Raw genomic sequence first — 26682 nt, 5'->3', positions numbered from 1 at the left:
ACCGGTTTTATGCCGAAACGTACTGACATTCATTCTGTTCTTATCATCGGCGCGGGGCCAATCATCATTGGCCAGGCGTGTGAGTTTGATTATTCGGGCACGCAGGCTTGCAAGGCACTGCGCGAAGAGGGTTATCGCGTCATCCTCGTGAACTCGAATCCCGCGACGATCATGACGGACCCCGAATTCGCCGACCGCACTTACATCGAGCCGATCACGCCGGAGTGCGTGGAAAAAATCATCGCGCGCGAAGTGGAAGAATTGAAGCGGCAGGGCGCGAAGGGCAAATTGGTCTTGCTGCCGACGCTGGGCGGACAGACGGCGTTGAACACGGCGATGGCGCTGGCGCGCCGCGGCACGCTGGAAAAATACGGCGTCGAAATGATCGGCGCGAACGCACGGGCGATTGAGCGCGGCGAGGACCGGCAGATTTTCAAGGACTTGATGCTCAAGATTGGGCTCGATGTGCCGATCAGCGGCACGGCGCACAATGTCGAGGAAGCGCGCGCGGTGGCGGAAAGGATTGGGCGGTTGCCATTGATCATTCGCCCCGCGTATACGCTGGGCGGCACGGGCGGCGGCATCGCTTACAATCGCGAGGAGTTCGAGGAGATTGCGAAGCGCGGGATTGAGCTTTCGCCGGTGTCGGAAATTTTGGTGGAGGAATCACTGCTCGGCTGGAAGGAATACGAGATGGAAGTGATGCGCGACCGCGCCGATAATTGCGTCATCATTTGCTCGATTGAAAATTTTGATCCGATGGGTGTGCATACCGGCGATTCCATCACCGTCGCGCCCATCCAGACGCTGACGGACAAGGAATTTCAAATCATGCGCGACGCGTCGTTCGCGGTGATCCGCGAGATCGGCGTGGAGACGGGCGGGTCGAACATCCAGTTCGGCGTGAATCCAGATAACGGGCGCATGGTGATCATCGAGATGAATCCGCGCGTGTCGCGGTCGTCGGCGCTGGCGTCGAAGGCGACGGGTTTTCCGATTGCGAAGATTGCGGCGAAGCTGGCGGTGGGTTATTTGCTCGACGAAATCAAGAACGACATCACACGCGAAACGCCGGCGAGCTTTGAGCCGACGATTGATTATGTGGTGACGAAAATTCCGCGGTTTGCTTTCGAGAAATTTCCGCAAGCCGACCCGACACTGAACACGCAGATGAAATCGGTTGGCGAGGCGATGGCCATCGGGCGCACGTTCAAGGAATCGCTGCAAAAATGTTTGCGCTCGCTGGAAATCGGTCGCAGCGGTTTGGGCGGCGATGGCAAACCCTGGCGCATCGGCACGGATGTGTATGGCGACCGCGATATTTTACCGCGCGAAGTTATCACGCGCAAATTGAGCACGCCGAATGCAGAGCGGATTTTCTTTATTCGCCACGCGTTGCGCGCGGGCATGACGGTGGATGAGATTTTTGACTTGTGCAAAGTGGACCGGTGGTTCCTGACGCAGATCAAGGAGATCGTGGATTTTGAGGAAGTGCTGGCGGGAACAAATAACTAACATTAAAAGGAAATAACCATGCCAAAAAATAAATTACTATTCACCGTTCAATTCGTCCTGCTGGCATTGTTATTTGTTTCCTGCGGCAAAAAAATGGCCGGTGAAGACGGCGGCGCGATGGATGTCGGGAGCTTCGACAAGAATGTTTATCACAATAAATTTTTTGCGATGACGCTCACGGTGCCGCCAGATTGGGTGATTCAGAATGAGGAGGAGCGCGAGCACCTGCAAAAAATGGGGACGAAATTGCTCGTCGGTGATGACAAAAACCTGGAGGCAACCGTCAAGGCTGGCAAGCACAGCTCGGGAAATTTGTTCTCCGTCTTCGAGTATCCGCAAGGTTCGCCGGTGACGTTCAATCCTTCCATCGCCAGCGTGGCGACGGACGTGAGTCATCTTCCGGGAATCAAGCGCGGAAAGGATTACCAGTTTCAGTTGAAAACGCTGCTCGAATCCGGCGCGATCCAGGCGGAGTTTCCAAACAACGGGGAAACCTATGTGCGAAAAGTGGGCGGCGTGGATTTTGACGTGATGGACGTTGAGATGCACATTCGCAAAATTGTGATCAAGCAAAAATATTACAGCACGATCATGAAAGGTTACGCGCTCAGTTTCATCATCAGCAGCGGCGATGACGACCAGCAAGCCGCGTTGCAAAAGATTCTGGAGTCAGTGAGTTTTGGGCAGCAGTAGGAAATAGATGTTTCAGCGCGGCAGATTTGATGCGAGGATGAGCGGTCAATTTCATTTGTGAATATTTCATCCGCCATTTTTGATTGCAGTTCTCCCGATCTGGATTCGTGCCCCGATGAGTCTTTGCCGGAATTCGCCTTCATCGGGCGCTCGAATGTCGGCAAATCATCGCTGCTGAACATGCTTTTGGATAAGCCCGGCCTGGCGAAGGTTTCGCCCACTCCGGGGCACACCAAAATGATCAATATGTTCACGGTGAACCGCACCTGGCGGCTGGTGGATCTGCCCGGCTACGGTTATGCCCAAGTTGCCCGCGCCGATAAATCCCAGTTCAACCGCGCGGTGAACGATTACCTGGAGCATCGGCCAAATCTTTTCTGTGTGTTCGCGCTCATTGATTCTGGATTGCCAGCGCAACAAATTGATGTGGACTTTGTGCAATGGCTCACGGACAAGTCTCTCCCATTTGTCCTCGTGTTCACAAAGTTGGACAAGGTATCGGCCAAGGAGGCAGAAACGAATATCGCGTCATTCACCAAACGCATTTCGACATGGTTCGAGCAACTGCCGACGATATTCACCTCTTCCGCAACCACCGGGAAGGGACGGGAGGAATTATTGAAAGTAATCGGCGAAGAATTGGCGGCGATAAAAGCTCGCCCGGTTTCCACCGAAGCAGCGCCCGTCACAGGTCCAAAACTCGGCGCTCCAAGCAATCGCAAAAAACGTCCCGATCAGAATCGCCCGTGGTAGCGCCGATGCGCGGGCTTCTGCGCTGGGGAATGTCACTTTTTCTTGTAAAAACCTTTTTCCCACTTTTTTTGTTTCGCGCCGGCTTCACGGAGGAAGGGGGCGAGGGTTCCGACGTTCAGCAGGGCTTCGTTCATCTGGTGGAAGGGGAATTTTAGTGGGCGCGCGAAATCCACGAAGAGGACGACGCGGTAGCCGTCGGTATCATTCCAGACTTCGTGGTTGAAAGTGTCGTCGAATATGAGGGTTTTGCCTTCGGTCCAACTGCGGTAATCGTTGCCGATGCGGATGCGGCATTGCTCGCGCGGCTCGGGCACAAGCAGGCCGAGGTGCAGGCGCAGGATGCCATTGTAAGCGCCGCGATGCGCCGGAATGTGTTTGCGCGGCGAGAGGATGGAGAAGAACGCGGTCTTCATGCCCGGAATTTTCGCGAGCACTTTCATTGTCTCAGGACAACGCCGCGCGTTTTCCGCACAGTCCATTCCGATGCCGGCGAGGAAATAGGTTTTCCAATTCGCGTCGGTGGTGATGGTGGTGACTTCCTTCATGATCTCGTGGAAGCTCGGAATCTGGTCACGATATTTCATGACCTGATCCAATTCGGCGCGGACAGATTTCCAACCGGCCTCGACTTCAGCGGCCCACGGGAAGGTTTTGCTGTCGTAGATCGGCGGGTCGCCATTGACCGAAACTTTGGCGACGCCGCTTTCGATTCCGTTTTGCAACGCGATCAGACTGCGACCGACAAGCCCACGCGAGACATTAAGCGTGTGCTTGCGGTTGCAAAGATCCACCGCAGGCTTGGGTGACGCGGGACTTGCGCCCGATGCAAGCGGCTCGTCCACGCGCGTTAAGCGACAGTCACGGATTTATCGAGATAAACGTCCTGCACGGCATTGAGCAGCGCGGCGCCTTCCTTGAGCGGGCGTTGAAACGCCTTCCGGCCGGAGATGAGGCCCATGCCGCCCGCGCGCTTGTTGATGACGGCGGTGGCCACGGCGTTGGCGACATCCGCCGCGCCTTTGGATTCGCCGCCGCTGTTGATGAGACCGGCGCGGCCCATATAACAATTTGCGACCTGATAGCGGCAAAGGTCAATCGGATGATCGCTGGTAAGCTCGGTATAGATGCGCTCGTCGAGTTTGCCGTAACTGGAATTGCCGCTGTTGAGCGCCTTGAAGCCGCCGTTGTTCTCGGGCAATTTCTGTTTGATGATGTCGGCCTGGATGGTGCAGCCGAGGTGGTTGGCCTGGCCGGTAAGGTCGGCGGAGACGTGATAATCTTTGTCCTGCTTAAAGGCATTATTGCGGAGGTAACACCAGAGAACCGTGCCCATGCCGAGTTCGTGGGCCATCGCAAAGGCCTGGGCGACTTCGACGATCTGGCGCGTGGCGTTGTCCGAGCCGAAATAAATGGTGGCGCCGACGGCGGCTGCGCCCATGTCCGCGGCATCCTTGATGGTGCCGAACATAATTTGATCGAACTTGTTCGGATAGGTGAGCAGTTCGTTGTGATTGATTTTGACGAGAAAGGGAATCTTGTGCGCGTATTTGCGGGAAACAGCGCCAAGCACGCCGAAGGTCGAAGCGACGGCATTGCAGCCGCCTTCAATGGCAAGTTTGACGATGTTTTCGGGATCGAAATAATCGGGGTTTTTCGCGAAGCTCGCGCCGGCGGAATGTTCGATGCCCTGGTCCACCGGGAGGATGGAGAGGTAACCGGTGTTCGCCAGGCGGCCGTGGCCGAACATGCGCTGGAGATTGCCCATGACGCGGTTGTTGCGATTGCTCGGGGCGAAGAAACGATCCACGACATCGGGACCGGGCAGATGCAGGCGTTCCTTGCTGATTTTAGGGTTGTTGAAGCGGAGGAGAGATTCCGCTTTGTCGGCCAAATAGGTTTCAGTAGTTGTCATAGTTTCAAAGTTCCCGCTCGATTGTTAGCAATGCTCGCGTGGCCGAATAACGTAGCAATATTGGCCGGGGGCGGTAAACAACTTTTTGCGAAGGCAAACTCAAGCGTCATCGCCAGCAAATGAACGCGTAAACTTCGAGAGCGAACGGAACCAGCGCGAGCATATACTTCAGTCTGAAACTCCATTTGGCAGTTTTGTGCCGAAACACTTTCATGCCGATCAAGCCGCCCGGCCAACCGCCCAAGGCTGCCGGCAAAATGAGAAATGATTCGGGGACGCGACGCCCGGTCTGTGTTGACCGCCACTTGTCAAGGCCAAAGGAAACGAATGCCAGTGTATTGAACATAGCAAACCAAACGAGGGCGAGTGAGTCCGAAATTTTCAACGTAAGCGGCATATAACATCGGCATCGAAAATTCGCACGGAGAATTGATGCCGCGCATTGACTTAACTGCCTTGAGAGACGACGTTGCTCGCCGAGTGAGAAACGATATTCGCCAACGATTACAGGATTGCCGCCATGCGCTTTTGGATTTGCACAAAGCCCTCGTGGATTCCGAACGCGTGAGCTATGAAAAAACCGTGGGCGCCATTACGTCGCCGAATCATTTTTTGAAATTGCTCACGAGCGATCCTTGGTTTGCGTGGCTGCAGCCGATCTCGCAACTGATCGTCGCGATGGACGAAGCGCTCGAAACCAAGAAACCGGGGACGGATGCCGATGCGGAATCTTTGATCAAACAGGCAGGCACGCTTCTGGTCACATCGGAGGAAGGCGAAGGTTTTTCGCACCATTATTTCGATGCCTTGCAGCGCGATCCCGACGTGGTGCTGGCGCACGCGGAAGTGGCGAAGTTTTTTTGGCCACGCAAACCCATTTAGTAATTTTGGGTTTACGATTTACGATTTACGCGGCTGAAAAATCTTTTTGCGCGTAATTCATAAATCGTAAATTCACCGATACGGCACTGCACTTTTACTCTGCGCTTAATGAGAGTGCGGCGGTTGGTTCTTCCTTTGTTCCTGTCCCAGGTTGATTAGGACGGCGAGAGTTTGGCGGGTAAGGTGAATCGCTTCGCCGCCCATGCGCGCGAGTAATTCAGCATCAATTTTTTCTCGCGCCACTGTCTGCGTCGCGGCCGCGGCCTTGCCGCGCTCGGTGAGGGTGACGGTGAGTTTGCGGCGGTCTTCGGTGTCCACAGCGCGTTCGAGGTAGCCGCGCAAGACGAGTGTGTCCACAAGCTGACCCGCTGCCTGTTTGGACACGGCCAGTTCCTCGACAAGCTGGCCCAGAGGCACGTCGCCCGCGCCGAGCGCCAAGCCACCGATCACATAGAGACCGTTTTTGGGAATGTCATCGAATCCGGCTTCGGCCAGTGCGGCGCGCATGGCTATTCCATAAACTGCGCGGGCGTGCCGGAGCAACGCGGGCAATACAATTTCTTCATACCAAGGTTTTGCTTCATTCATGCCTGAATGATACTGTAAATAATATTGATAGTCAATTTTATTTACAAATTATAACTTTTGATTATCAAGTAGTTCTATTCCACGAGCTTGTTCAGCAAGGCATAACGCGTGAGTTCGATGTCGTTTTTGAGGTTCATTTTTTTTAGCACGCGGATGTGGTATGTCCCGACGGTTTTGGCGCTGATGGACAAGTCGGCGGCGATTTCCTTGAGTGATTTTCCGCGGGCAATCATGAGCAAGACTTGAGTTTCGCGCGTGGAAAGTGTTTCGTGCAAGGGCGTATCGGATGAACGCACCAACTCCGCCGCCAGCCGGTCGGCCAGTTGCGCGCTGATGTAGCGGCGTCCGGCGAGCACGGTTTTGACAGCGGTGACCAGGTCTTCGGGCGCGCTCTGTTTGCTGAGGTAACCGGCCGCGCCCTGTTTCAAAGCTCGCACGGCGAATTCCGCCACGGGATACATGCTGAGAACCAGCACGGGAAGTTTCGGCGATGCGGTGTGAATTTCCCCGAGCACTTCCAGTCCGCTGCGCCCTTCCATGTTGATGTCGAGGATGACGAGGTCCCATTTATTTTTCCAAACGAGGTCGAGAACTTCCTTGCTGTTGCTGGCCTCGCCAAAAGTCACCCGGCCAAGTTCTTCGTCGAGCGTTTCTCTCAGCCCTTTCCTCACCATCGTATGATCGTCGGCCAAAAGTATTCGTGTCATGATTGATGACCAGCCTTTCCGTTCAGGGGAATGCGCATCGTCACCAGCGTGCCTTTGCCGTTGGCCGACCCATACGACATTTGGCCGCCGAGAATTTCCGCGCGCTCCTGCATTCCCAGCAAGCCGAGTGACTTTGGATTATCGAGATCGCTATTTTGCATCCCCACACCGTCGTCCTCCACTTTCAGGACCAGGCTGCCATTTTCGCGGTGAAGGTTTACCTGCACATGCGTGGCGTGGGCGTGCCGCGCGATGTTCGTGAGTATTTCCTGAAAAATTCGAAAGACGGCCGTCGCCAATTCCGGCGCGGTGGCGATGGATTCGCCGGGCAACTGCGATTCGCATTGAACGCCCGTGCGCGATTGAAAGGCTTGCGTCTCTGATTCAATCGCCGCTTCCAGTCCAAGGCGATCCAGAATTGCCGGACGCAATTCCGAGGCGATTTGCTGGATGGATTTGATGGTCTCATCGGTGAGTTCGCGCGCGGAGGCAAGCTTGCCATTCAAACCGGCGATCAGCGTGGCATCGCCCAACGCCGGGAGTTTGCGTTCGATTGAGCGAAGGTCGAGCTTGAGCGCGGTGAGCAACTGGCCGAGATGATCATGGATTTCGCGCGCGAGATGCGTGCGTTCTTCTTCACGAAGCGATTGGAGGCGGGCCGAAAGCGCGCGAAGCTGGAGGCGGGATTTTTCCAACCGCTGCTCGGCCTGCTTGCGCTTGGTGATGTCCTGCGAAACGACGATCATGCTTTTTCGCCCGTTGATCTCCGCCACTTCCGCCGAGACGAGACAATCATAAATACGCCCTTCACGCGTTTTCACGATTGTGGGAAAATCCTTCACCGAGCCGCACTGGTTAAGCTTAACGAGAAAATGGTTGCGATCTTCCGGGTCTGCCCAAAGACCAAGGTCAACGGTCGAAACTCCGATCACCTGTTCCCGCCGCCAGCCAAAAGCGCGCTCAAAAACTTCGTTGGTATCTACGATGCGCGAAGTTTCCAATTCGACGATGCTCATTGGATCCGGGCTGGCGCGAAACGCCGTGGAGAATTTTGCCTCCGATTCCCGGATGGCGGCCTCCGCCCGCTTGCGCTCGGTGATGTTACGCACGATGCCGAGCATGAACGATTGGTGGTCAAGGTCAATGCGGTTCAGGCTCACTTCCGCTTCGAACGGCGTGTCGTCGCGCCGGCAATGCCGCCACTCGAAATGCTGCGGTTCTCCGGCGAGTGCCGCGAGGATTTTTTCGCGCCCTTTGATGACGGATTCGTGCCCGTCGGGCTGGCGAGCGGGAGAAAACCGGAGCGGACTTTCCCCGATGAGTTCAAGACGCGTGCATCCAAACATCTCCAAAGCACAGGGATTGCAGTCAACGATGCATTCCCCGTTGCTGATCAAAATGGCGTCCTGCGCCGCCTCGAACAAGGTGCGATAGCGGACTTCACTTCGGCGAAGCGCGGCCTCGGCCTCGCTGCGTTCAAGGGCATTGGCAATCGCGTTGCTGACGATTTTTAATCGCTGAATATCGGTCTGCACCCAGGTGATCTCCCGCGTTGTGGTGACGAGGCCGACGCTGCCATTGACTCTCCCGCCTCGTCCGCTCAAGGGAACCTGAAGGACGGACTTGAATCCCTCCGCCTCCCACACGGCGCGACCATTGGCGGCCTCCGGCGGCAGTTCATCCAGGCGACTGACGTTGATGACTTCTTCGGCGATCAGCGTTTTCACGGCCCAGGGATTCCGATCCATTGGAACTTTTTGAAACCTGCCTCCGCGGCTCGGAATGCCCGGGGCATACCAAACATGGGTGGAACTAAAAGTTAGACAGTCCGGCGCGAATTGAAGGACGAAAGCCATGTCCGCGCCGATGAATTGCGCCATCTCCCGCAAAGTATCCTGAATATGATCATCCAATTCAGAACCGACACTGTTGGCAAAGCGCGCCAGCCGCCGCTGGATGATTTCATCAAAAGCTATTTGCCGGGCAAGCGCCAGATCCGCGCGTTTTTGCTCGGTGATGTCATTATACACTCCCAGGATTCCATAAGGCTGGCCTTCCCCGTCGCGGAGCAGGATTTTGGAAGTGTCCAGCAGCACGCGGGCGCCGCTCGGCAAATGCGCCCGTTCGATGATGTGCTGGCGCGGACTTCCCAGAGTGACCACTTCGCGATCATGGCGGCGGCATGTCTCCGCCTCCTCGGGTGTCCAGGGGAGATCAAAGTCCGTCTTGCCGATGACTTGTTGCGGACTGGGCAAGCCCGCGGCTTCCGCAAAAACTTTGTTGCATCCCAGGTAAACGCTATTGAGATCTTTCCAAAAAATGTACTGCGGCACGGAGTTGAGCACTTCCAAAAGCATTGCCTCATGTTTCCGCAAGGCGTCGTAACGCGCATCGAGCAAGGCAATCATTTTTTCGATTGAGGCGCGCAAACTTTCGAGTTCACCTTCGTATCTGCCGGAGCGGAATTCCTGCGTCGAGCGAGTGCCCGAACTGACGACCTTGGCGTAACCTTCGATTTCCCGCAACGGCTTGAGCACGCGGTGCCACAAAAGCAGATACAGGCTGACCGTCAGCACGACATCGAGGATGAAGATATTTAAAAACGTCGAGCGCAAGGTGCGGTTGAGCACGGCATTCATAAACCGGGGCGTGCCGAAAAGTTTCATATTTCCCAGCGTCGTCCCGTTAAAATCAATGTCGCGCTGGTCCGTCACCAGCCCTTGCGCCGGGAATGGCCCGCTCAATGTGACAGGTCGCCCGTTCTTATCGCGCGCGCGCGCAAAAACAGTTTTATTGGCATCGTTGAGACGGATCATGACGCCGGAAATGACCTGGTCTCGCATCATGCTTTCAATAACCTTGTCAATTTGCGCACGGTCGAAATTCCAGATGGGCAAAGCCAGCGCGGCTGAGAACTGGTCGCCGTCGAGAGAAATATCGCTCTGCAATTCCGCCTCCAGCCGCGTGCGTTCGGAAACATAATTGAGGATGCCGAAAGTGCCGAGCAACAGCGTGGTGATTAAAACCATCGCTATGCTGACGACGAAGGCCACGGAGACGTTTTGCCAGGGACTGAGCGGCCGGGTTTTCGATGCTGTGTTCATTTGTAAGTCTGCGGGTCGAACCACAATCGCCGGTCCGAGAAAGGCGTTTCCGGGCCGAGGAAAGGATTGGTGATTTTGAAAATTTTGCGTTCCTTCAATTTAAGCCGCTCGATTTTATGGCGCTGATATTTATCGAAGATACGGTCGTAGGTGCCATCATTGATCATCATCCACATGCCCTCTTCGGCGCGCGCCGCCAGCCGCCGGCCTTCCGGCGTTTTGGAAAACCAGAAATACATCGGCAGCGGATAATAGAACAAGAGGTTGTCCTCGATTTTCAAATCCGGCATCCGGTCTTTGCGTTCTTCGTATTCGTCAATGATCTCTACCGACGCCCGCAAAAAAATATCGAAGCGTTTATTTTCGAGCATCTCAAATAGACCGTCGTAATCCGAGCCGGTCACGACCTTGAACGAGTTGGAGCGAAGAATATCCACGTCAATCCAGCCCAGCCCCAGGCCGAAGGTGAATTTGCGCAAATCGTCGAGGGTTTTGACTTGCGTGAAATTGGTCTGTTCCTCTTTGCGTATTAAGAATATGCAATAACCGCCGAGGTTTTTGTCCACTGGAATATGAATGGGCACCAGATTTTTTTCAAAATCGGGAAGCGTGCTCAAATACATGACCGTCAGTTTTCCCGTGGCGTTTATGAGTTCGGAAGCCTGCCGCTTCTCGGTCATCAACTCGGAAGGTTGCATTCGGTAAGGGCCATATTTAGCCGTGGTTTTTTCGAGGGCGGTCCGCAAAATTTCCCAGTGATAGAGATAGCGTTTGTCGAGGGAAGATTCGGGTGAATTATAAATGTAGGTCATCACCTCGGCTGCGGGCGACGCCGTGTGGCCCATCACCAGTAGAAGCAGCAGCGGGACCGAAGGCACGGCCAATCTCCGGAGGAACGCACCGGTCCACACCCGAAAAGTGGGCACGACATTCATAGGCGACTGGCGTTTCGATGGGCGGCAATTTCAGAAAATGCCCACTCGTGATGAGGCGAGCATATCGCCGCGAAAAGGGGACGCAAGCAGGATTTGGCCAGGCCATTTTTGCCAATGAAAAGGCTTGTTTCTTAAAGACCAGCTATTGATATTGCGACAATGCGAAGGCCCATCCGCATTCTATTTCTTTGCGTGCTGGCTATCGTAGTGGCTACGGCGGGATGGTGGGCGCTGCGTTCTCGCGATCCGATGCTTCAGGGGAAACGCGGAAGCGACTGGATCAAGGGCATTGCTTACAATGGCGACGACGCGCAAACTCAGCAATGGCGCGAGCTAGGTCCCGACGGCCTCAAATTGCTGGCCAGAAAACTTGATCAAGGCAGGTATTATCGAAAATGTTATCGCTGGCTCATGCCACGGCTGCCGGGCCAATTAAACCGCACCCTTAGCCATCAGTTGCCGAATCCCGCCGATGCCCATCCGACGCGCATGTGCGTGATTTCCCTGCTCTCGCGGCTTGGCAAAGATGCCAAGCCAGTCGAACCCGCCATCAGCCGCGCCTTGAAGGACGACGATGAAGGTGTGCGCGAGATCGCGGTGGGCAGTTATAATAGTGGATTGCTGGATGTAATCGGGCCGCGCGAAAAAGTGGCGCGGCTGCCCGCATTTCTGCGGGCTGTGCAGGATAAAAACTGGGGCATTCGCAATAACGCCGTCCTCGCGTTGGGATCTTATACGAATGATGCACCCACGGTGATCCCCGCTTTGGTTGTGGCCTTGCACGATACCGAAATGCGGGTGCAACTCGTGGCCGCAGAAGCGCTGGTTCACATGAATATCCAGGCCGCCATTAAAGCGAATGTAATTCCCATCCTGATCCAAATCCTCAAATTCCCCAATGACCAGATTGCGTTTCAAGCAGCGGCAGTTTTGGGAGAAATGGGAAAAGACGCGTCTTCGGCAGTGCCGGCCTTGACCGAAAGTTTGAAAAGTCCTTTTGCCTTGGTCGCGCAAACGGCCGGGATTGCTCTCAAAAAAATTGATCCGGAAGCGGCGGCCGCGGCGAAAGAAAAGTAATTTTAAAATTGCGATTCGAGATTCCCGCTGCGTGATTTCAAATCGCCGATGACGAAATTAGTTCCGGGATAAAATTCTTTTCCACCCGCGAATCATTGGGCAATTTCCGCAGTTCTTTTGCGTCCAAAAAAATCCCGCCCGTTTTTTGTAAGCCCTGGGCTTACAGAAACCATAGCTTCGACTTACTTCATTTAAAGCAGGGCGCTCAATAGCCCAGCTCCGGCATTTCCCTTAGTTTGTGGTCATGCAAAACGGCAATGCTTCACGCCGCGATAGGCAAACGTCTTTCGCGAAAGCCAACTGCGGGCAGGACTTAAGTCCTGAAGTGGTTCGTGATGATGACGCCGATTAGAGACGCACCAAAATGAATACAAATAAAAAAATTAAAGTAGTGCTGATAGATGATTCCGCGCTAATCCGCGAGCGCGTCGAATCGGCGCTTTCATGCCTGGAGGGAGTGGAAGTCGCCGGCCAAGCCGGGGACGTGTCCGCCGGCTTGCAGTTGTTACAGGAACACCAACCCGACGTGCTGCTGCTGGACATAGACATGCCCGGCGAGACGGGGATTGATCTTTTGCAATCGGGAAAAGTGCAACGCGAATCGCTGCTGATCATCATGCTTACAAATTATGACCATCCGAAACTGCGCGAGCGCTGCCTGGAACTGGGCGCAAAATATTTTTTCCACAAACTGACCGAAATTGAGCAAGCCATCGAGACTTGCCGCGAAACCGCCGCGCGCCGCGTGCGTCCGGTAACGGAACTGGAACGGTTGGGCGCCCGCGTGGAGGCGCTGCTGGAAGAGTGCGGCTCCCGGCTGAACGACATACAGGCAAAACTGCGGAGAAAATTACCCAACGCCGGTTAAATACCGATGGCGGAATTTTCCCCGAAAAGATTTTTCAAGAAGGCAACCTCGTGACCAACATTCTCAATATTTTAATCCTGGAAGGGCAGACGGCCGATACGCAACGGCTGACGCAGGAATTACAGCGCGCCGATATTTCGTTCCAGGCGAAGCACGTGACGACCGAACCGGAATTTTCCGCGCAACTGACGGAATCCACTCCCGACCTGATCATCGCGGATTATTCCCAGCCGCCGTTCGACGGACTGGCGGCCCTCGCGCTCGCGCAAAAACTGGCTCCCGATGTGCCGCTTATTTTTGTGTCCAGCATGCCCGGGGAAGAAACCGCCATCGAAGCGCTCAAGCGCGGCGCGGCTGATTTCGTCCTCAAGCAGCGCCTCGAACGCCTGGGGCCCGCGGTTTTCCGCGCGGTGCGCGAGGCCGAAGAACGCCGCCAGCGAAAGCACGCCGAGCGTGCGTTGCAGGAAATGGAGCGGCGCTATCGCGCACTGTTCGAAAGTTCGCATGACGGATTGTTCGTGCTGGATTTTGACGGCAAATTTTTGGATGCCAATGCCGCGGCGCTGGATCTCGTCGGTTATGAACGCGCGGAGTTGCCCTCGCTGGACATCGCCCACTGCCTGGGCGCCGAACAACTTCCCCTGGCGCTGGAAAAAATCCGCGAGGTCGCCACCACCGGCTCCATGCGCGAGGTCACGGAATTTCATTTGCAGCATAAGTCCGGCAAAGGGGTCGTCATCGAGACGAGCGCCTCGCTCATTCTTAATGACGGATTGCCCTTTGCCATCCAGGGAATTTCCCGCGATGTGACCGAGCGCCGGAACGTCGAGGGCGAACTTCGCCGGATAAACCGCCTCTATGCGGTGTTAAGCCACGTGAATCAGGCGTTGATCCGGGCGAATTCCCGCGAGGAACTTCTCGGCCAGGCCTGCCGCATCGCGGTCGATCAGGGACGATTCGAAGCCGCCTGGATTGGCTGGCTAGATCCGCAATCACAAGCGGTGGTGCCCATCGCGCGAGCCGGCGGGCCGGATGAATATTACAGCCGGTTTCGCATTTTCGCGGACAAGCGACCGGAAGGACAGGGACCTTCGGGAACGGCGTTGCGGGATGGCCGCCCGTGTGTGGTCAACGATTTCATGGCTGAGGTATCGAGCGAACATTGGCGGGACGCCGCGCGCGCGGCGGGGGTGAATTCGGTGGCGAGTTTTCCCATTCGCATCGGCGGCAAAATATGCGGGGTGTTCAGTTTGTATGATAAAGAGAAGAATGCGTTTCGAAAAAAGGAAGTGGCCCTGCTGAAAGGCGTGGCGGACAATATTTCCTGCGGCCTGGATCGGCTGGAACAAGAGGCCCGCAACCGCCAGACCGAATATTCGCTCAAGGAAAGCGAACTGCGTTATCGCACCGTGGTCAAAGAAACCGGCCAGATTCTTTACGAATATGACCTGGCGACGGGTTGCATCCAATGGCAGGGCGCGATTGAGGAAGTGGTCGGTTATAGCTGGGAGGAGATGCAGCGAATCCATGTTCAGGGCTGGGCGGAACACGTGCATCCCGACGACCGCGCGCAGGCGTTGTCGTTGCTCGACAAGGCCATCAAGTATGGCCATCGCTATCACGTCGAGTATCGTTTTCGCCGCAAAGATGGAACTTACATTTTCGTCGAGGAACACGGCTCGTTTCTTCTGAACGAGCGAAGCATGCCCGTGCGCATGCTGGGCACGATCATCAACATCACCGAACGCAAAAACATCGAGGAACAACTGCGTTCGCAAGCCCGGCTGCTCGATCTGGCGCATGACGCCATTCTCGTCCGCGATCTCGAAGACAATATTTCCTATTGGAATCAAAGCGCGGAACGGCTCTATGGCTGGACGATGGAGGAAGCGCTGGGCAGAAACGCGACCGAGTTGCTCGGCCAGGGCGCCGAAAAATCCGCCGAGATCAAACGCGCAGTCTTGCGCGATGAAGATTGGAGCGGCGAATTGGAGCATCGCACCAAAGACGGCCAGGAAGTACGGGTTGAAACCCGCCTGACGCTGGTGCGCGACCCGCATGGGAATCCGAAATCCATTCTTGCCATCAACACCGACGTCACTGAACGCAAAAAACTGGAAACACAATTCCTCCGCGCCCAGCGCATGGAAAGCCTCGGCACGCTCGCGGGGGGCATTGCGCATGATTTGAACAACGTGCTTGCCCCGATCATGCTCGCGGTAAAATTGATCGAGGTTTGCCCTGCCGATGCTGATCGCAGCCGTTTGCTGGAAATGATTCGCTCCAGCGCGCAACGCGGCGCCGATCTCGTACACCAGGTGCTTTCGTTTTGCCGCGGAGTTGAAAGCCGTCGGGTGGAATGCCGGCTCGCGCCGGTCCTCAAGGATCTGCATCACATGTTGAGCGAAACCTTTCCCAAGTCCATCCGGATTGAACCGAAGGTTGCCGAAAATCTTTGGCCGGTTTTGGCAGACCCGACGCAGTTGCATCAGGTCATGCTGAATCTTTGCGTCAATTCGCGGGATGCGATGCCCGACGGTGGCACGCTCGCCATCTCGGTCGAGAACGTGGTGCTCAACGGCCAGCAAACGGTGATGGCCAGCGGCGATAAACCTTGCCCGCACGTGGTGATCGAGGTTCACGATACCGGCACGGGCATCCCGGAGGAAATTCGCGAGAAAATATTCGACCCGTTTTTCACCACCAAGGAATTGGGCAAGGGCACAGGATTGGGCCTTTCGACGACGCTTGCCATCGTCAAAAACCACGGCGGTTTCATCAATCTTTACAGCGAGGCCGGCCAGGGCACGGTGTTCAGAATTTATTTGCCCGCGCATATTTCGTTGAGCACGGCAAATTCTGAAATCCAGGAAGTGCGATTTCCGCGCGGTAATGGCGAACTCATCCTGCTCGTGGATGACGAAGCTTCGGTGCGCTCGATCACCCGGCAGACTTTGCAGGCATTCGGCTATCGCGTGCTGACGGTGGCTAACGGCGCGGAAGCCATCGAAATGTACGCCCAGCATTCCTCGGACATCGCCGTAATTATCACCGACATGATGATGCCCGTGATGGATGGCCCGACGTCCATCCATGCCTTGAGCCGGTTGAATCCGAACCTCAAGGTCATCGCCGCGAGCGGACTTTCACCGGAAAATCACATGGCCAAGGCGCCGAATGACGCGGTGAAAGCTTTTCTACCCAAGCCCTACACAACGGAAACGCTGCTGATCACGCTCCATGATGTCCTGGGCAATTCTTCCACCAAGTAAAATCTCATGAACTTTGAAATCGAATGCACTCAGGCTGTGCCTGAACCGGGATTAGCGAAACGCTTCCGGTCCTGGACCATCGAATACCATGCGCCGACAGAAACGGTGGTGATCACGGCGCACGGCCGTATCTTTCACGAAGACGCCGAGCGACAGGCCGAGGAGGCGTCGCGGTTGATGCGTTTGCACAGGACGAATCGCGTGCTGGCGGATTTCAGCGCGGGGTGCGTGGAAATTTCGCTGGCGAAGATTTATTGGTTCCCAGCTCATTACTCGGCGCTGACTGCCGATCGCCGATTTCGTGTCGCCGTGGTGATTCCGGTCAACGGACACCGGGTCGGCTCCTTTAAGTTCTACGAGGCGCTCTGCACGAACGCTGGCTTCAACGTCAAACTATTCGCCGAATTCGCCGACGCGGAAAACTGGCTGCAACCATCTTCCATCGCGTAAAGAATGTCACCTATTCGCAGCCGAATCGTCCTGGTGGACGATCATCAGATCATCCGCGAAGGCTTGCGCCTGATGCTTCAACGTGAACCGGATTTTGAGGTGGTGGCTGAGGCCGGCACCGGCGCCGAAGCTTTGCAACAAGTTCGAAAGGTTTCACCCGACCTGGTGGTGATGGATCTGGAACTTGGCAATACCAACGGCATTGAAACCTCTCGGAAAATCCTCATGGAATTTCCCGGCGTCCGCATCCTGATCTTGTCCGCGCTCGCCGATCAAAATTTAATCAACCAAGCCATCGAAACCGGGGCCAAGGGTTATCTTCTCAAGACCAAAGCGGCGAATGAATTTGTGCGGGCGATACGCGCGATCATGGCGGGGGATTCTTATTTGTGCGCGGAAGTTTCGCAGGCGGTCCTTAGCGGATACCGGCAACTGCTGGCTGAGAGGTCGGCTCCGGCGCTCCCCACTTTGAGTCCGCGCGAGCTTGAGGTTTTAAAACTGACCGCGCAGGGGCTCCGCATAAAAGACATCGCGGGCCAGTTAGAGATCGGCGCCAAGACCGTGGAAACCCATCGCTCAAATCTCATGAAAAAGCTGAAGTGCGGCAGCAGCGCCGAACTTACACGCTACGCAGTTCGCGAGGGAATTTCTCCGCTTTGAGTTTCTGAATTTGGCCGGACGACTGTTAATTTTTACGTCTGCGCCTATCTCATCTTTTCTTCGTCATCTTCGGAATTTCCTGCGCAATTTTTTTTGCCGCGACGATTACTTTTCTCGGAAAACTTTTTTCTTCAAAAACCACAGGGCGTTTTCGGCCCATGTTTAAAGGGATTTTAGCACTCGCTCAGGGATTTCCCGGAGGATTTTCTCAGTAGTTTTACTCGCTAAGGAGGCGTTCTACATCGCCGATAAGGATGCAGTCAGAGACGCGCCCGCGCATCAACTTGCGGGAAAAGTTTTACCAAAAAAGCGGAGCGCAAGCTCATCGCCATATTTATGAACGATCAGAGTCCTGGAATGAAAAACGGCCATCGCCGCACGCGCTTTGTTGCGAATGCCGCGCTGGCGCATTCCAGCGGCACAAAAATAATTCACCCAAAAAAAACGACCAACGAGAACTCCAACATGAACAAAATCACCATCGGCAAACGCATCATCATGGGCACCGGCATGCTCTGTCTGATCATCGTCAGCATAAACATCTTTTCCGTATGCCGCTTCCGCAGCTTGAATCACATCAGCGATTCCATCGTGGACGATTCGCTGCCCGGATTGATTTACGCGGGCCACATCAATTCCGGCCAGGCGGAAAGCCAGATTCGCTTTCACCAATTGTTGACCGCGACCACTCGCGAACAGAAGCAGACGATTCGCGCGGAAATCGCGGACATTGACAAGGCCACGGAGGACGCGTGCAAAAAATATGAGGGCTCGATCTTCGCGGCGGAAGACCGGACGAATTTCGCAAAGTTTAGCGATGCTCGCGGCGAATATCGCAAGCAGGCGGATTTATTCCTCGCGCTGGTGGAAACGAACCAACCCGCGGCGACCGCGTTCGCGGATAGCATGCTGACCCCGGCGTACAAGGCTTATTCCAAAGGCGCGGATGTGCTCATGGATTACAACCAGAGGATGGGCGAGGAGCGCGGGCAGACGCTGACGAACCAGGTGACGTGGGATGTTCGCATCCTGACGATTGCGGGTATCGGCAGTTTGCTGGCGGGAATTGTGGCCAGCGCAATGATTATTTTGAGCATCGGAAAAGCTTTGAGCGCCATCGCCGCGCAGATTGCTGAAGGCGCGAACCAAACTGCGTCAGCGGCTTCGCAAGTCGCCGCCGCCAGCCAAACGCTTGCGGAAGGCGCGAGCGAGCAGGCTGCTTCACTTGAGGAAACTAGCGCGTCATTGGAAGAGATGGCGAGCATGACCCGGCGCAATGCGGACAATGCGCAACAGGCCAAGGATCTTTCCAGCCAGACCCGCGCGGCCGCCGATACCGGCGCGGCTGACATGGAACAAATGAAGACGTCCATGGAAGCCATCAAGTCCTCCAGCGACGACGTGGCGCGCATCGTGAAGACGATTGATGAAATCGCTTTTCAAACCAACATCCTCGCTTTGAATGCCGCGGTTGAAGCCGCGCGCGCCGGGGAAGCCGGCGCGGGGTTTGCCGTCGTGGCTGATGAAGTGCGCAACCTCGCGCAACGCAGCGCGACCGCCGCGCGGGAAACCGCCGACAAGATCGAGGACGCCATCAACAAGACCACCCAAGGCGTGCAAGTCAGCGGCAAGGTCGCGGAAAGTTTGAAGCAAATCATCACCAAGGCCCGCACGGTGGATGATCTCGTCGGCGAAATCGCGGTTGCTTGCCGCGAACAGGCGCAAGGCACCTCGCAGGTCAATACGGCGATGAGCCAGATGGACAAGGTCACGCAAAGCAACGCTGCCAGCGCCGAGGAAAGCGCGAGCGCGTCCGAAGAAATGAACGCGCAAGCGGCAGTTCAGAAGGAAGCCGTGGGCCAGTTGCTCAGTCTCATCGGGCAGAAAACCGAAACCGCTTCGGGCCATGTGTTCGCCGCACAACCTCAAAAAACGGCGCGGCCATTGAAAGCGCGTTCGGAACAAACCGTGTCCGCGAAGGCGGCGCATAACGGACATCATCGCGACAACGGCAGCCAGCTCACCGCCGCGCCCGCGCTGGTGACGGCTGCGACCGAAAGCGACGCGCTCCCGATGGACGGCGATTTCAAGGATTTTTAATCCCAACTTAAAAAGCCATGGCTGCCAACAATACAACTCTCGCGCCCGCCGGAAAAATCGCCGCGTGCGCCGGCAAATACCTCACCTTCACTCTCGGTTGCGAATCCTACGGGATCGCGGTGATCAAAGTGCGGGAAATCATCCGCCCGATCAACATCACGCTCGTGCCGCAAATGCCGGTGTTCGTGAAAGGTGTCATCAACCTGCGCGGCAAGATGATTCCCATCGTGGACTTGCGGCTGAAGTTCGAACTCGCCGAAGCCAAAGACACGGAGCGCATGTGCATCGTGGTCGTCCAAGTGGTTTTGCGCGCGGGCGTCGAAGCCTTGATGGGCCTCGTCGTGGACGGCGTGGAAGAAGTCGCGAACATCGCCGCGGCGGACATCGAGCCGACGCCGGATTTCGGCGCGAGCCTCGACACCGCCTACATCTTGGGCATGGCCAAGCTCAAGGGCTCGGTAAAAACCCTGCTGGATATTGACAAATTGCTCCAGGCCGAAGCCGCCGTGCCGCTACCCAACTCCGTCGAGAATTAACCGACGCAAACTATTTCAAACCCGTCCGCATTTTTTAACGAAACCCAAAACAAACAATAGCAAATGAAAATTAAAAACTCCCTGCAACCCAAACTTACCGGCGGCGCACTTGTGCTGGCCATCGCCACTTCCGTTTACGGCCAGACTGCGGCTCCCGCTGATGCCAGCAAAACCGCAACCACTCCCGCGACAGATTCCAGCACCGCAGCGGTCGCCGCGCCCAAAGCCAATTCGTTTGTCCGGCTCGATGGCAACGATTTGATCGTCGGCTCTTTGCCGCCGGTGACGTTTCACGGTTTCGCGAGCCAAGGTTTTCTCGACACCACTTCCTACAACTATCTCGCCGCAAACACGAAGGGCGGTTCGTTTCAATTCAACGAATTCGGTTTGAACGCCTCGACCTCGCCGTTTGCGCGCACGCGTATTTCCGCGCAGGCGTTCATGTTCGACGTCGGCAACGTGGGCAACTACGACATCGGTTTGGACTATGCGGTCATTGATTATAATTTCGCCGACGAAATCGGCATCCGCGCCGGACGCATTCGCCGCCCGGAAGGCATTTACAATTCCATCCAGGACATTGACCTCGCGCGCACGTCGGTATTGTTGCCGCAGGGAATGTATGACGCCCGCTGGCGCGATTTTTCCGCGTCAGTGGATGGCGGCTCGGTTTACGGCAACGTCGGCCTGGGCAAAGTGGGAAGTGTTTCCTACGAAGTCTATGGCGGCATGATCAATTTGTCGCAACAAGGCGGCGTGGCGCGGGAAGTTCAAAACGGACTGCTCAACACCGGCCTCTCGCTTTCATCGGTGAACGATTGCCCGCTCGTCGGCGGCCAAATCTGGTGGAATACGCCGATGGACGGCCTGCGCTTGGGCGTCGCGCTGACGGAAGGTTTTAATTTCAATATTGATGAAGCGGGCGTTCTCGCCACCGGCCAGCCATTTCCCGTCAACACGGTCATGCTGACCCGCCACAGCCGCCTTAATGTTCCGACTGAGCATTACTCGGTGGAATATGTGAAGGACAAATGGACATTCCAGGGCGAAGCGAAGTTCCAGACGTTGATTGAAAAAGACACCACCAGCCAGAATTTTCCGAACTTCCCGGCGGCGAACAGCACCAGCGCGACCCACAGCGACAGCACCAGCGTGACGTGGTACGCGGGCGCGGCTTATGAAGTGAATCATTGGTTCCAGACCGGCGCTTATTACACGGAATATTATAATGATCTTTCCGACCTCGGCGGCGGCGGGCCAAAAAATTATCAGCGCGACCTCGCGCTTTCCTTCCGTTTCGATCCGAAGCCCTGGTGGATTATCAAAGTCGAAGGCCATTACCTCAATGGCACGGCGCTGGTTCGTGACGACATTCATAACCCTTCGGAAAGCGGCAACGGCTGGTTCATGCTCGCGTTGAAAACCACCGTCAGTTTCTGATTCGGAAATTCAAAAAATAGAAGGAACCCAAATGAAAAATAATCTGATCAAAACTTTATGGCTGGGCGCGATGGTGCTGTCGCTGGGCACGGCGAGCCTGTTCGCTCAGGCGGGCGCGGACGTTATTGCCAGTGAAAGTGTGCCGGTGGCTTCGCTGGACAAGGCGGCGCTCAAGGACATTTTGCTGGGCAAGACCGCTTATTGGGAAGGCGGCCAGGCCGTCACTATCATTGTGCTCGCGGACAAGACCGACGCCGCGCTCCAGGAAACCACGGGCATGACGGCGGGCGCGTTCAAGACGTTTTGGCAACGCCTCACCTTCAGCGGCCGCGGCAAGCAGCCCAAGGAAGCAGACACCGTCGAGAAACTTCTCGCAATGGTGGCCGAGACCAAAGGCGCGATCGCCCTGGTTCCTGCCGGCACCGAACTCAAAGGCGTGAAGAAAATCGAAGTGAAGTAAAACCAGCAAATTGCGGGCCCCGGCCCAACCAGGATTCAAAATGAAAACGCGTAAACCTACTTCGCTGCGGCGCACCTTTCGCATCATCCAGGCCGTCGTGGGATTGCTCCTCATCTTCCTGCTCGTGCAGGGAGTGGTACTTTGGAAAGTGTGCCGGGAAGGCGACCGCGTGACGCGCGGACTCGTGACCGATGGGCTGCCGAGTTTGCGCTGCCTGGCGTCCTTGCAGGAAAACCTGGCGCTCTATCGCCTGCGCTCGTTCGAGCTGATGTTCGCGCAGGAGAAAGATCGCCCCGTCAAAATCAGCCAGGCCGAAACTCTCGACCAGGCGAATCGGAAAATCATCGAGCAGTTGAACGTCATCTTCCCGGACAATGAAGGCCACGACCGCGTGCTCGCGCTGGACAAATCGCTGACCGATTACGTGAAGGCGATGGGCCAGTTGCGCGGGATGCTCGACAAGGATTTTACCGGTGCGATGCAGATGCTGGATCAGGACATTCCTCCGCGCGTCAAGCAGCTCAGCGAATCGGCGGCCGCGCTCAAGGATTATTGCGACAGCTTCGCGCTGGGCCGCGCGAACCAGACGGTCGAAAAATTCGGCAGCATCCGCAAATGGATGCTGGGATTTGGCTCGGCCAGCGTGGGTTTCGCGGCGCTGGTGGCGATCCTGGTGACGCTCAGTTCGTGGCGGACGCAAAAGACCTTGAAGCAGTTGGCGGAACATCTTTCCGGGACCGTTGACCAAATGGACGACGCCGCGGGACAGGTTGCCTCCGCGAGCCAGTCGTTGGCCGAGGGCGCGGGTGAACAGGCGGCGTCGCTCGAAGAAACAAGCGCGTCGTTGGAAGAGATGGCGAGCATGACGCGCGGCAACGCCGAGCATGCTGAATCCGCCAAGACTTTGTCGTCGCAAACGCGGGCTGCAGCCGACACGGGCGCGGCCGATATGCAGGAGATGGCGGGCGCGATGGCCGAAGTCAAAACCGCTTCCGACAATATTGCGAAGATCATCAAGACGATCAACGAGATCGCTTTTCAAACGAACATTCTCGCGCTGAATGCCGCCGTGGAAGCGGCGCGTGCCGGTGAAGCGGGTTTAGGCTTCGCGGTTGTGGCCGATGAAGTTCGCAATCTGGCCCAGCGCAGCGCGCAGGCGGCGAAAGAAACCGCCGACAAGATCGAAAATTCGGTGCAGAAAAGCCAGCGCAGCGCGCAGATCAGCGTGAAGGTCACGGCCTCGCTGGAGCAAATTGTGCTCAAGGCGCGGCAGGTGGATGAATTGGTTGCGGCGATTGCGACGGCTTCGAAAGAACAGGCGCAGGGAATTCAACAGGTCAACGGCGCAGTGGCGCAGATGGATAAGGTCACTCAGTCCAATGCCGCCAGCGCCGAAGAAACCGCGAGCGCGGCGGAATTATTAAGCGCGCAGGCCGCCGCCCAAAAGGAAGCGGTGGGCGGATTGCTCACCCTGGTTGGGAGCGGACATTCGCACAAAGCGGGTTCTTCGGATTTGAAGCCGAACACGAAAGTCATCGCCACATCTGAAATAAAAACTTCACGCGCGAAAGAAACCATCGCGCACAACGGCGATCGCCGCAAAAACGGAATCGTGATTCTTAAAACCAGCGGCGACAAAACTGCCGGCACCGCGCAAGGCGATTTCAATGGCAATTAAACCGTCCACCATTCAATCAACCATGAATCCAACTGTGCTGGGCGAATTGAAAGCCCTTTCGGAAAAGATTGCCGGCGAATTGGTGTTCGCGGAGGCGGGCAAGGACCTTGGCTTACTGCCGGTCAACAGCCTGCTCGGGCAGATGGAGGAATTGCTGGCGGCGCAACCCGCGCCGACGCTGCTTTCGGAAGCGATGCGGCTGGCGCGCGGTTGGGTGGACGGACTTTTTGAATCCACCGGCACATTCAGCGCGGCGAGTCTCAAGCGCCTGGGTGAATGGACGACGTGGCTGCAAAACGCGCTGTCAGCGATCACAAATGAACAAGCGTTGCCGCCGATTCCAGCGGAGTGGTCGGGCACAGTCATTGAAGTGGAGGTTCCAACTAAAGTGGTGGAGAAACCAGTGGTGACGGAAGAACCGGCGCTGGTGTTGAACCTGGCTGAAGACGCTGAGTTGCTCGGCGAATTCATCAACGAATCGCAGGAGCATTTGCAGAACATCGAGCAAGGCGTGTTGGTCCTGGAGGAAAATCCGGCGGATGCGGAAACACTGGACTCGATCTTTCGCGCGTTTCATACCTTCAAAGGCGGTTCGGGATTTTTGAATCTCGAAGCGATTCAAACGCTCGCGCATGAGTTGGAATCACTGCTCGACCTCGCGCGCCAGCACAAACTCGCGATCACGCCGGAAGTCATCAATCTTATCCTCGCGGGCGGCGATACGCTCAAACAATTCACCGGCGAAATCGGCGCGCACTTGTCCGGAAAAAAAAATCCCGGCCCGATCATCGTGCCGACTTTGCATTTGCTGGGCTGCATCCGCGCCGTTTTGGCGGGAGATGCCCAAGCGCCCTCCCCTGCTCCGCTCGCCGCCAAACCGAGCGTTGCCGAGGTTTCGTCCGAAGAAATTATTTCGTTTCCCGTTTCCACTGCGGCGCAGGAAAAGTCCGCATCCAAGTCTGCGACAGAAATCAAAACCACCAATTCTAACAACGCCCTGACCGCACCGGCCAACGCGATCAAGGTGGATACACGGAAACTCGATGCGTTGATTGATCTCGTCGGCGAGTTGGTGATTGCCCAATCCATCGTCATCCAAAACCGCGATTTGAATTCCCTTCGCAGCGAATCGTTGACCCGCGATCTCGCGCAACTGGGCCACATCAGCAAAGATTTGCAACGCACGGCGATGTCCCTGCGCATGGTTCCCATTCGCGCGACCTTTCAGAAGATGCACCGGCTGGTGCGCGACCTCATGGGCAAGGTCGGCAAGCAGGTTGAGCTGGTCACGACTGGCGAGGACACGGAACTCGACCGCACCATCGTCGAAGAAATCAGCGACCCGCTGGTTCACATGATCCGCAACTCCGTGGATCATGGACTCGAAAAACCGGAAGTGCGTTTGCAACGCGGCAAACCCGCGCACGGCACGGTGTTTCTCAAGGCGTTTCATCAGGGCGGAAATATTGTCATTGAAATCAAGGACGACGGCAGCGGGCTCGACCGCGAACGCATTCTCGCGAAGGCGCGGGAAAAAGGTTTGGTGAAGCCGGACGAACAACTGACGGACAACCAGGTTTTCAATCTTATTTTCGCTGCTGGATTTTCGACGGCGGAAAAAGTCACTGACCTTTCCGGGCGCGGCGTGGGATTGGATGTCGTGCGGCGCAACATAGACAAGCTGCGCGGCAAGATTGATATTCAATCCACTCCCGGGCAGGGCGCGACCTTCAGTATTTATTTGCCGCTGACGCTCGCCATTATTGACGGCCTGCTCGTCGGCGTCGGCGAACATCGTTATATTCTGCCGACGTTGTCCGTGTGCGAATCGTTTCAACCGCGCGCGGACATGATCAAAACGGTTCATGGTCGCGGCGAACTGATCAACGTGCGCGGGCGGCTGATTCCGCTGCTGCGGCTCTACTCGCATTTGGGAATTCAACCGGCGACGACCGATGCCACACAATCCATCGTGGTCGTCGTCGAGGCGGGCAAGGAATCGCGCTGCATTCTCGCGGACCAGTTGCTCGGCAAACAGGAAGTCGTCATCAAAAGTCTGGGCGAGGCGTTTCGCGGGAACCGCTGTCTCGCGGGCGCGGCGATTCTCGGTGATGGGCGCGTCGGACTGATTCTTGATCCGCAGGCATTGGTGCATCCGACGGTGCTGGAGGCTGCGGCATGATTTCTGAACTTAGCCATTCACCAACTGACACGCGGCGAATCATGAGCGCGGCGACTGCCGAAGCCGAAGCGTGCAAATACATCATTCATTTTATTTATGAGCGATGCCGCATTCGGCTTCACGCCGGAAAAGAGGCGTTGATCAAGGCGCGGCTCGGCAAGCGCATTCGGCATCTCGGTTTTTCCACGCTCGCCGAGTATTGCGATTTTTTGCGGACGCGCGGCGATGATGAAGAATTCACGCGAGTGGTGGACGCGTTGACGACCAATTTCACGAACTTCATGCGCGAGGAGGAACATTTTAAATTTCTCGTGGAGAAGGCCTTACCAGCGATGTTGCGGCCGGGAGAGAAAAAATTTCACGTCTGGAGCGCGGCGAGTTCTTCGGGCGAAGAGGCTTATACGGCGGCGTTCTATCTGGCTGAACATTATACGCTTGCGCAGGGGTGGGATTGGTGCATCACGGCTTCGGATATTTCGACGAAGGTGCTCGAACGCGCGCGATTGGGTTTGTATGTGGAAGATCGTCTCAGCGCCGTGCCGCAGGAATGGCGGCGAAAATATTTTCAAAAGGGAACCGGTCAATGGGCGGGATATTACCGCATCAAACGCAGCCTGTCCGAACGCGTGAACTTCGAGCAGATCAATTTGATCGAGGATTATCATCACGCGCAGCCGTTCGAGATTATTTTCTGCCGCAATGTGATGATCTATTTTGATCGCGCGACCCAGGAACAATTAGTCAACCGGCTTTGCCGCTTCCTCGTGCCCGGCGGATATTTATTCATTGGGCACTCAGAAAGTCTCAACGGTTTAAATGTGCCGCTGCGGTGTTTGCGGCCGAGCATTTACCAAAGGAATTCCTCGTAAT

At 56.1% G+C, this 26682-nt stretch carries 22 protein-coding genes and 1 pseudogene; 16 read left to right on the top strand and 7 right to left on the bottom strand.

Features of this window, described 5'->3' with window-relative positions:
- The first annotated feature begins 9 nt into the window (after positions 1-9).
- From carB to yihA, 3 genes and pseudogenes are all read left to right on the top strand, one after another.
- Positions 10-1497, top strand: a pseudogene (carB, locus tag VH413_13075) (carbamoyl-phosphate synthase large subunit).
- A 36-nt stretch (positions 1498-1533) separates the two neighbouring features.
- Complete coding sequence (locus VH413_13070) at positions 1534-2208, top strand: hypothetical protein (protein HEX3799623.1); 675 nt, start codon at positions 1534-1536, stop codon at positions 2206-2208.
- Positions 2209-2265: 57 nt separating this feature from the next.
- The gene (gene yihA / locus VH413_13065; protein HEX3799622.1) at positions 2266-2961 is read left to right on the top strand and encodes a ribosome biogenesis GTP-binding protein YihA/YsxC; all 696 of its coding nucleotides are present in this window, start codon (positions 2266-2268) and stop codon (positions 2959-2961) included.
- A 32-nt stretch (positions 2962-2993) separates the two neighbouring features.
- Here yihA and VH413_13060 read toward each other — a convergent pair whose 3' ends face one another.
- The 3 genes from VH413_13060 to VH413_13050 form a co-directional block, all read right to left on the bottom strand.
- A complete protein-coding gene (locus VH413_13060) occupies positions 2994-3803 on the bottom strand; it encodes an aspartyl/asparaginyl beta-hydroxylase domain-containing protein (protein ID HEX3799621.1) in 810 nt (269 codons plus the stop codon).
- A 5-nt stretch (positions 3804-3808) separates the two neighbouring features.
- Positions 3809-4873 carry a class I fructose-bisphosphate aldolase gene (locus VH413_13055; protein HEX3799620.1) on the bottom strand — a complete coding sequence of 355 codons (1065 nt, stop codon included), beginning with the start codon at positions 4871-4873 and terminating at the stop codon, positions 3809-3811.
- Positions 4874-4979: 106 nt separating this feature from the next.
- On the bottom strand, positions 4980-5219 hold the full coding sequence (locus tag VH413_13050; protein HEX3799619.1) for a DUF1294 domain-containing protein: 240 nt from the start codon (positions 5217-5219) through the stop codon (positions 4980-4982).
- Between the two features lie 134 nt (positions 5220-5353).
- Here VH413_13050 and VH413_13045 point away from each other — a divergent pair, with 134 nt between their 5' ends.
- Complete coding sequence (locus VH413_13045; protein ID HEX3799618.1) at positions 5354-5755, top strand: hypothetical protein; 402 nt, start codon at positions 5354-5356, stop codon at positions 5753-5755.
- Positions 5756-5860: 105 nt separating this feature from the next.
- Here the strand turns inward: VH413_13045 and VH413_13040 are convergent, their stop codons facing one another.
- The 4 genes from VH413_13040 to VH413_13025 all read right to left on the bottom strand — a co-directional run bounded on the left by VH413_13040 (position 5861) and on the right by VH413_13025 (position 11032).
- Positions 5861-6343 carry a MarR family transcriptional regulator gene (locus VH413_13040; protein HEX3799617.1) on the bottom strand — a complete coding sequence of 161 codons (483 nt, stop codon included), beginning with the start codon at positions 6341-6343 and terminating at the stop codon, positions 5861-5863.
- A gap of 74 nt (positions 6344-6417) precedes the next feature.
- Positions 6418-7050: a response regulator transcription factor gene (locus VH413_13035; GenBank protein HEX3799616.1), complete on the bottom strand. Its 633-nt coding sequence runs from the start codon at positions 7048-7050 to the stop codon at positions 6418-6420.
- Positions 7047-10154: a PAS domain S-box protein gene (locus tag VH413_13030; protein HEX3799615.1), complete on the bottom strand. Its 3108-nt coding sequence runs from the start codon at positions 10152-10154 to the stop codon at positions 7047-7049. The genes VH413_13035 and VH413_13030 overlap by 4 nt, the downstream gene beginning before the upstream one ends.
- Positions 10151-11032 (bottom strand): hypothetical protein, encoded by an 882-nt coding sequence (locus tag VH413_13025; GenBank protein HEX3799614.1) that lies wholly within the window; start codon positions 11030-11032, stop codon positions 10151-10153. Before VH413_13025 ends, VH413_13030 begins: the two co-directional genes overlap by 4 nt.
- Before the next feature lie 216 nt (positions 11033-11248).
- Here VH413_13025 and VH413_13020 point away from each other — a divergent pair, with 216 nt between their 5' ends.
- The 12 genes from VH413_13020 (at position 11249) to VH413_12965 (ending at position 26681) form a co-directional block, all read left to right on the top strand.
- On the top strand, positions 11249-12166 hold the full coding sequence (locus tag VH413_13020; GenBank protein ID HEX3799613.1) for a HEAT repeat domain-containing protein: 918 nt from the start codon (positions 11249-11251) through the stop codon (positions 12164-12166).
- 364 nt (positions 12167-12530) lie between these two features.
- Positions 12531-13034, top strand: a complete 504-nt coding sequence (locus tag VH413_13015) for a response regulator transcription factor (protein ID HEX3799612.1) — start codon at positions 12531-12533, stop codon at positions 13032-13034.
- A 50-nt stretch (positions 13035-13084) separates the two neighbouring features.
- Positions 13085-16306: a PAS domain S-box protein gene (locus VH413_13010; protein ID HEX3799611.1), complete on the top strand. Its 3222-nt coding sequence runs from the start codon at positions 13085-13087 to the stop codon at positions 16304-16306.
- A gap of 6 nt (positions 16307-16312) precedes the next feature.
- The gene (locus VH413_13005; protein ID HEX3799610.1) at positions 16313-16756 is read left to right on the top strand and encodes a hypothetical protein; all 444 of its coding nucleotides are present in this window, start codon (positions 16313-16315) and stop codon (positions 16754-16756) included.
- A gap of 3 nt (positions 16757-16759) precedes the next feature.
- Complete coding sequence (locus VH413_13000) at positions 16760-17416, top strand: response regulator transcription factor (protein HEX3799609.1); 657 nt, start codon at positions 16760-16762, stop codon at positions 17414-17416.
- A 336-nt stretch (positions 17417-17752) separates the two neighbouring features.
- Entirely contained in the window at positions 17753-19516 is a 1764-nt protein-coding gene (locus VH413_12995) for a methyl-accepting chemotaxis protein (GenBank protein HEX3799608.1), read from the top strand.
- Between the two features lie 17 nt (positions 19517-19533).
- Positions 19534-20052, top strand: coding sequence for a chemotaxis protein CheW (locus VH413_12990; protein HEX3799607.1), 519 nt, complete (start codon positions 19534-19536; stop codon positions 20050-20052).
- Positions 20053-20115: 63 nt separating this feature from the next.
- Positions 20116-21492, top strand: coding sequence for a hypothetical protein (locus VH413_12985; GenBank protein ID HEX3799606.1), 1377 nt, complete (start codon positions 20116-20118; stop codon positions 21490-21492).
- 31 nt (positions 21493-21523) lie between these two features.
- Positions 21524-21952 carry a hypothetical protein gene (locus VH413_12980; GenBank protein HEX3799605.1) on the top strand — a complete coding sequence of 143 codons (429 nt, stop codon included), beginning with the start codon at positions 21524-21526 and terminating at the stop codon, positions 21950-21952.
- Positions 21953-21992: 40 nt separating this feature from the next.
- The gene (locus tag VH413_12975; protein HEX3799604.1) at positions 21993-23630 is read left to right on the top strand and encodes a methyl-accepting chemotaxis protein; all 1638 of its coding nucleotides are present in this window, start codon (positions 21993-21995) and stop codon (positions 23628-23630) included.
- Positions 23631-23652: 22 nt separating this feature from the next.
- On the top strand, positions 23653-25812 hold the full coding sequence (locus VH413_12970) for a chemotaxis protein CheA (GenBank protein HEX3799603.1): 2160 nt from the start codon (positions 23653-23655) through the stop codon (positions 25810-25812).
- Between the two features lie 41 nt (positions 25813-25853).
- Positions 25854-26681, top strand: coding sequence for a protein-glutamate O-methyltransferase CheR (locus tag VH413_12965; protein HEX3799602.1), 828 nt, complete (start codon positions 25854-25856; stop codon positions 26679-26681).
- The last annotated feature ends 1 nt before the right edge of the window (position 26682 follow it).

The sequence above is a fragment of the Verrucomicrobiia bacterium genome (assembly GCA_036268055.1).
Taxonomy (GTDB): domain Bacteria; phylum Verrucomicrobiota; class Verrucomicrobiia; order Limisphaerales; family Pedosphaeraceae; genus DATAUW01.
The sequence above is the reverse complement of the archived record's forward strand: the minus strand, read 5'-3'. Positions and strand labels throughout refer to the sequence as shown.